4 protein-coding genes and 2 tRNA genes are annotated in these 5,653 nt (G+C 39.0%); 2 read left to right on the top strand and 4 right to left on the bottom strand.

Going from position 1 to position 5,653, the window contains the following annotated elements:
• The coding region (locus tag AC1DDX_RS22110; protein WP_477622607.1) for an RNA polymerase sigma factor at positions 1–318 on the bottom strand (318 nt) is incomplete at its 3' end.
• 216 nt (positions 319–534) lie between these two features.
• On the opposite strand from AC1DDX_RS22110, the gene AC1DDX_RS22105 reads away from it, so the two are divergent.
• Positions 535–3,000, top strand: coding sequence for a glutaminase family protein (locus AC1DDX_RS22105; RefSeq protein ID WP_288879432.1), 2,466 nt, complete (start codon positions 535–537; stop codon positions 2,998–3,000).
• A 54-nt stretch (positions 3,001–3,054) separates the two neighbouring features.
• Here the strand turns inward: AC1DDX_RS22105 and AC1DDX_RS22100 are convergent, their stop codons facing one another.
• The gene (locus AC1DDX_RS22100; RefSeq protein ID WP_288879433.1) at positions 3,055–3,984 is read right to left on the bottom strand and encodes an SRPBCC family protein; all 930 of its coding nucleotides are present in this window, start codon (positions 3,982–3,984) and stop codon (positions 3,055–3,057) included.
• A gap of 245 nt (positions 3,985–4,229) precedes the next feature.
• Here AC1DDX_RS22100 and AC1DDX_RS22095 point away from each other — a divergent pair, with 245 nt between their 5' ends.
• Positions 4,230–4,934, top strand: coding sequence for a peptidase associated/transthyretin-like domain-containing protein (locus tag AC1DDX_RS22095; protein WP_477622606.1), 705 nt, complete (start codon positions 4,230–4,232; stop codon positions 4,932–4,934).
• 143 nt (positions 4,935–5,077) lie between these two features.
• Here AC1DDX_RS22095 and AC1DDX_RS22090 read toward each other — a convergent pair.
• A tRNA-Ile gene (locus AC1DDX_RS22090) sits at positions 5,078–5,150 on the bottom strand.
• A gap of 8 nt (positions 5,151–5,158) precedes the next feature.
• A tRNA-Pro gene (locus tag AC1DDX_RS22085) sits at positions 5,159–5,232 on the bottom strand.
• Between the last annotated feature and the right edge of the window lie 421 nt (positions 5,233–5,653).

Genomic DNA, 5,653 nt, shown 5'->3' with positions numbered 1-5,653 from the left:
CTGTAAAGTTAGCACCATTCCCATGTAATCTTCATGAGTAATGTTCTTTCTGATCTTATCAATGATGCGATAACGAACCATTGTAAATAAATAAGCCTCTAAATTCCGATCTATTTTTAGGGATTTCCTTTCCTCCCAAAATTTCACGAATAGGTCGTGAATGATGTCGCGTGAATCTTCAAGGCTATATAATTTAGAACTGGCAAACCCGGCTAACTTGTCCGCATAACGGTAATAAATTTCGGTAAAAGCGGCTTCATCATCCTTTTTTAAAAGATCGACCAGCTGAAGATCGCTCGATGAATTGTATACCGACATTTATTTTAGAGTAAATTATAATTGGCGAAGCTACAGGAAATAGTGATTCCTTGCAACCACATTTATCAATGTACCAGCTAGGAGTCAATTATGTTCTATTTTACCAAGATTGAGACGCATACGCGAAAACTTGATACAGATGCGCGGTCTTAACAAACTTCAATCACTTAATTTTACAATCCAAACTAATAATACAAATCAACTATATACACAAAAATGAACAAATCCAACAAATTAAAGGTCCTGGGCTTGCTGGCTTGCTTTTTCGCAATATGCCAAACCCAAGCTCAGGATAGGAAGGCACCTTCCTACCCGTTAATCACGCACAATCCCAATTTCAGTATCTGGTCAAATACCGATCAACTCAATGCATCTACTACAACTCACTGGACAGGCGCAGATCACTCACTACTGGGTCTGATCAATGTAGACGGTAATATCTACCGCTTTCTTGGTAAGGAAGAGACAAACTATAAAACAATACTCGGTACTTCTGACGAAACTCCTTATACAGTAAAGTATACGGAAACGGCACCGCAAGGCGACTGGAAGTCGGCTGCATACGCTGCTGCTGATTGGAAAACCGGTTCGGCTCCTATTGGAGATGACGCCAAACAAGTAAAAACACTTTGGAAATCTAATGACATCTGGGTAAGAAGGTCGTTTAATATTGCCAATCCTGCCAGCATCAATGAGCTGTTGTTAAAAATGAACCATGATGACAACATTGAAGTATATCTAAACGGTAAAAAGGTTTATCAAAAAGAAGGATGGACCAATACGTTCCAATATTTCCCACTAGATAAAAGCGACCTAAAGGCCGGCCAGAATGTGATCGCCATCCACCTGGCCAACTCGGCCGGAGGCAGATATCTGGACTTTGGTTTGGCTGATAAACTGAAGGACAATGCGGCCAAGATTCAACTGGCGAAACAGAAAAATGTAGAGGTTACTGCTACGCAAACGATCTATGATTTTACTTGTGGCAAAGTTGATCTTAAAGTTACCTTTACTTCGCCCCTACTTATGAATGATTTGGGATTACTGGCGCGTCCGGTTTCTTACATCACATACAATGTACAGGCCAACGACAAAAAAACTCACACGGTAAAGGTTTTGCTAAGTGCTTCTTCAAACATAGCGGTATATAGACCTTCACAGGAAGTAACTGCTAAAAAATACTCAACAGCTAAATTATCAATCCTAAAAGTGGGTACGGTAGAACAACCAGTTCTGCAAAAGGGTGCTGATGATATGCGCATCGACTGGGGTTATTTCTACGTGGCTGCTCCTAAGTCCAGCAATGCGGTACAGTTTATCACCAACAGTAGTTCTGCAGCTGATGCATTCAGAAACGGATCCTCAGCTTCTACTGCATCCCGTGGCAAATCTCTTGCCCTAAACACTGTCGTTCCTTTTGGAACTGTTGGCCAAACAGAGGTAGAGCGCTTTGTTGAGCTGGGTTACGACGAGGTTTATGCAATTCAGTATTTCAAGAGAAACCTGAGACCTTGGTGGAACACTTCTGGAAAGGAAACGATGGAAGGTCAACTGACCGATGCAGCTAATCAGTACAAAGAGGTAATGCAAAAATGTAAGACTTTTAACAAAGAAGTATATGCTGATGCACTTAAATCTGGTGGTAAGGAATATGCACACTTGTGCATTCTTGGCTATCGTCAGAGTATTGCAGCGCATACCTTGGTAAAAAGTCCTGAGGGCGAAATCTTATGGTTATCTAAAGAAAATAATAGTGGTGGATTCATCAATACTGTTGATGTAACTTACCCTTCTGCCCCGCTCTACCTGATTTACAATCCTGCTTTGTTGCAAGGTATGTTAAACGGTATATTTTATTTCAGCGAAAGCGGAAAATATCCCCACCCATGGGCCGCACACGATTTGGGTACATACCCATTGGCTAACGGCCAGACTTATGGAGAACCGATGCCAGTTGAAGAATCGGGCAATATGATTATCCTTACAGCAGCGATTGCGAAGGCACAGGGCAATGCAAATTATGCAAAAAAGCATTGGAAAACCCTGACCACTTGGGCAGATTACCTGACCAAGGAAGGATTGGACCCCAAAACACAGTTGTGCACTGATGATTTTGCAGGCCACCTGGCAAGAAATGCAAACTTATCAGTAAAAGCAATTGTAGGTATTGCCAGCTATGCACAAATGGCTGAAACACTAGGCTATACAGAAACGGCTACCAAATACAGAGCCATTGCCGAAAGCATGGTTCCTAAATGGATAGAAATGGCTGATGCAGGCGATCATTATGCGCTGACTTTTGACAACAAAAATACCTGGAGCCAGAAGTATAACCTGGTTTGGGATAAAGTTTTGGATCTGAGCTTATTTCCTCAGAAGATTTATGATACCGAAATTAAGTATTACCTGACGAAGCAAAACAAATTCGGTTTACCTTTGGACAGCAGAAAGGCATATACTAAAAATGACTGGATCTTGTGGACGGCGACTTTTGCTCCAACCGAAAAGGAATTTGAAGCGCTGGTAAAACCTGTTTACAGACATGCCATCGAAACGGAATCACGCGTTCCTTTGAACGATTTTTATGATTCCAATACCGGTATCCGCGACAACTTTAAAGCAAGAAGTGTAGTTGGTGGATTCTATATGAAACTTTTTTCAGACAAACTGAAAGGAAAATAAATCGGCTTTTGTTGAAATCCTGTGTCATTACTGGCACAGGATTTTCTATGATTTTTACTTATTAAAATCCGGATACGGAATCCCTTTGCCTGTTTCACAAAGCAATTTCAAGCTCCTTAAAAAGAGCGCCCAGTCAAAACTACAGCCTGCAAATTCTGATGTATATGCTGCCCATCCATCATGATGAAAAGATAGCGTAGATCCTTTGCGATGTGGCTCCAATTCAAAAGTAATCGTAGTGCCTACCCACTCTTCATATGCTTTAAGGCAAAGCCATTTTACGCTACTGTATGGTTTAAGTTCGGTTATCTCCATTTCTTTAAAGTAGCTCGGTCCAAAAGCAAACCTGGCAATACTCCCTACTTCAGGTTTTGCAACTGTATCAGGAGTCCACCAGCCCCCTAAGCCTTTTTGGGTGGTTAGGGCACTATAAACCTTTTCTACCGGTGCTTCAATAAGTAGTTTGTGATAAATACTTTTTGTTTGTTCTCTTGAAAGCTCATTCTCTGGCAACTGCGTTTTAAGAGTCCCTTCTTCTACATCCTTAGGTGTTGCATCACCTTTACCTGTTAAAATAAGATCTTTCAAACTATCTTGTATATAATGTGTCCATGCATCGTGGCAGACATTAAAACACTCATAATCTGGCACCAACCCCTGGTGTGTAAATTTCAATTGCGTTTTACCATCTTTTTCAGAGATCTCAAAGACTACATTAGTATCTTTCCACTCAGACTCATCTTTAGTAAATTTGAAATAGTTATCAAGCACATGCCAAGCCACTTTTTTGTTTGGCACAAGCTCAGTAATCCGCATTTTGGCGCGATGGACATCCTGGTAATGATATAAAAACTCACTATTAAGTTTGTCTGTGTCTCCGTCAATATTTTCAGACCACCAGCCACGTACATTATTAATAGCACTAAAAACATCCGATGCTGTGGCATCAACTAAAATCGTTGTTGTGAAATCTTCATTTTTCATAGTCGTAAGAATTATTATTTAAAAAATATATTCCTGCATCCATTTGCCAGATGCTTTCTAATTCAAAATTACAGACAAACACAGATCGATAAGAGGTGTATAATAGACTTTCTTAGGGGTTGATTTAGACAATGTTGTTAATAGTTTTTGAAGTTACCGATTATATCAATCGACTTTAACACTATTTAACACCTGGCGCTCAATGGATTCGAAAAGTAAACCATCATAATTACATAACTTTAGATATGCGTTTAACAGCTCTTCTTTTAGTTTTACAATTCTTTCTGGTCCTACAGGTTTCATCTCAAGTTGTTACTGGTACAGTGGTTGACAGAGATTCACGCCTCAAGTTAGAAAACGTAGAAGTAACGAATGGTACTTCCAAAGAAAAGGCAATCACTAATGCCAAAGGCGAGTTTAATATTAGGGCTATTCCTAATCAAATATTAATTTTTAATCAGCCTGGTTACTTTTCCGACACCCTGTTTTTGATAAATGCAAAGCCTATACGCAAGTATATGACACTAAACAATAGATTTCTTAATACTGTAGAAATCAAAGCTGAGGCATTTAATCCTGAAATACAATATGCAGATGTATATCGAAAAGCACAGGCAATTAAACTGGCAAAGAACCAACCATTCATTTTCTCTCCTTCCAGGTATTTTAGTCGGGAGGGAAAGTTTGCCAGACGGTTTAAAAGGAAACTGGAACGTGAGAAAACCGAGCGCAAGATCGATCAGCGATTTAATGAAAAGGTAGTTAAAACATACACTCCGCTCACTGGAGCTGAACTGGATTATTTTATGGTATTGTACAGGCCAACAATAAAAAAACTAGACAGGATGAATGAGGAGGATATGRAGTTTTACCTAATGGCCGCATATAAAGAATTTAAGGCTTTACCACCAGAAAAAAAGGTTTCGCCTTCCTTGAAAAGTAACAAATAAGAAAATCGTATTATTATTTAAATGTAGACCTTTTATCCAAAGGCTGCCAATAAATATTTCCTTTAAGTTTTCCTGTATGGACTCGAACCACAATCTTCTGAACCAAAATCAGACGTGCTACCATTGCACCACAGGAAAATAAGTGGAAATAAAAGGACTCGAACCTTTAACCGGTACCGTATAAGAGTACTGCTCTAACCATTGAGCTATATTTCCATTTTATGTAGAGTAACCCGGATTCGAACCGGGAACCTCCTGCTCCCAAAGCAGGTAATCTGACCAATTGATATATTACTCTAAAAATTCTTGTTAAAACAAAAGAGTCCCCTTAGGTTATCTAAGAGGACTCTTTTGTTTTAAATATTTCATTCAATACATAGCTATCCCCTTCGATAAATCGGTTGTGGTATAAAGTTTTGTATTGATGTAGTTTTCATATTAAATGGTATAAAATTTCTTGCTAAAACAAAGAGTCCTCTCAGGCTTACCTAAGAGGACTCTTTGTTTTAAATATTTTTATTCAATACATAGCTATCCCCTCCGATAAATCGGCTGCGGTATAAAGCTTTGTATTGATGTTGTTTTCATGCTGCAATAATACACAAATTTTCAGCTATCCAAAAAATATTTTTTTTATTGATTACCATTTTTCCTCAACAACTATAAGAAAAGCACCACTTATAACAGTAATCTTGTTATAAGTGGTGCCCATCAAAATC

This window comes from Pedobacter sp. 10L46_2 (assembly GCF_056395165.1).
The sequence above is the reverse complement of the archived record's forward strand: the minus strand, read 5'-3'. Positions and strand labels throughout refer to the sequence as shown.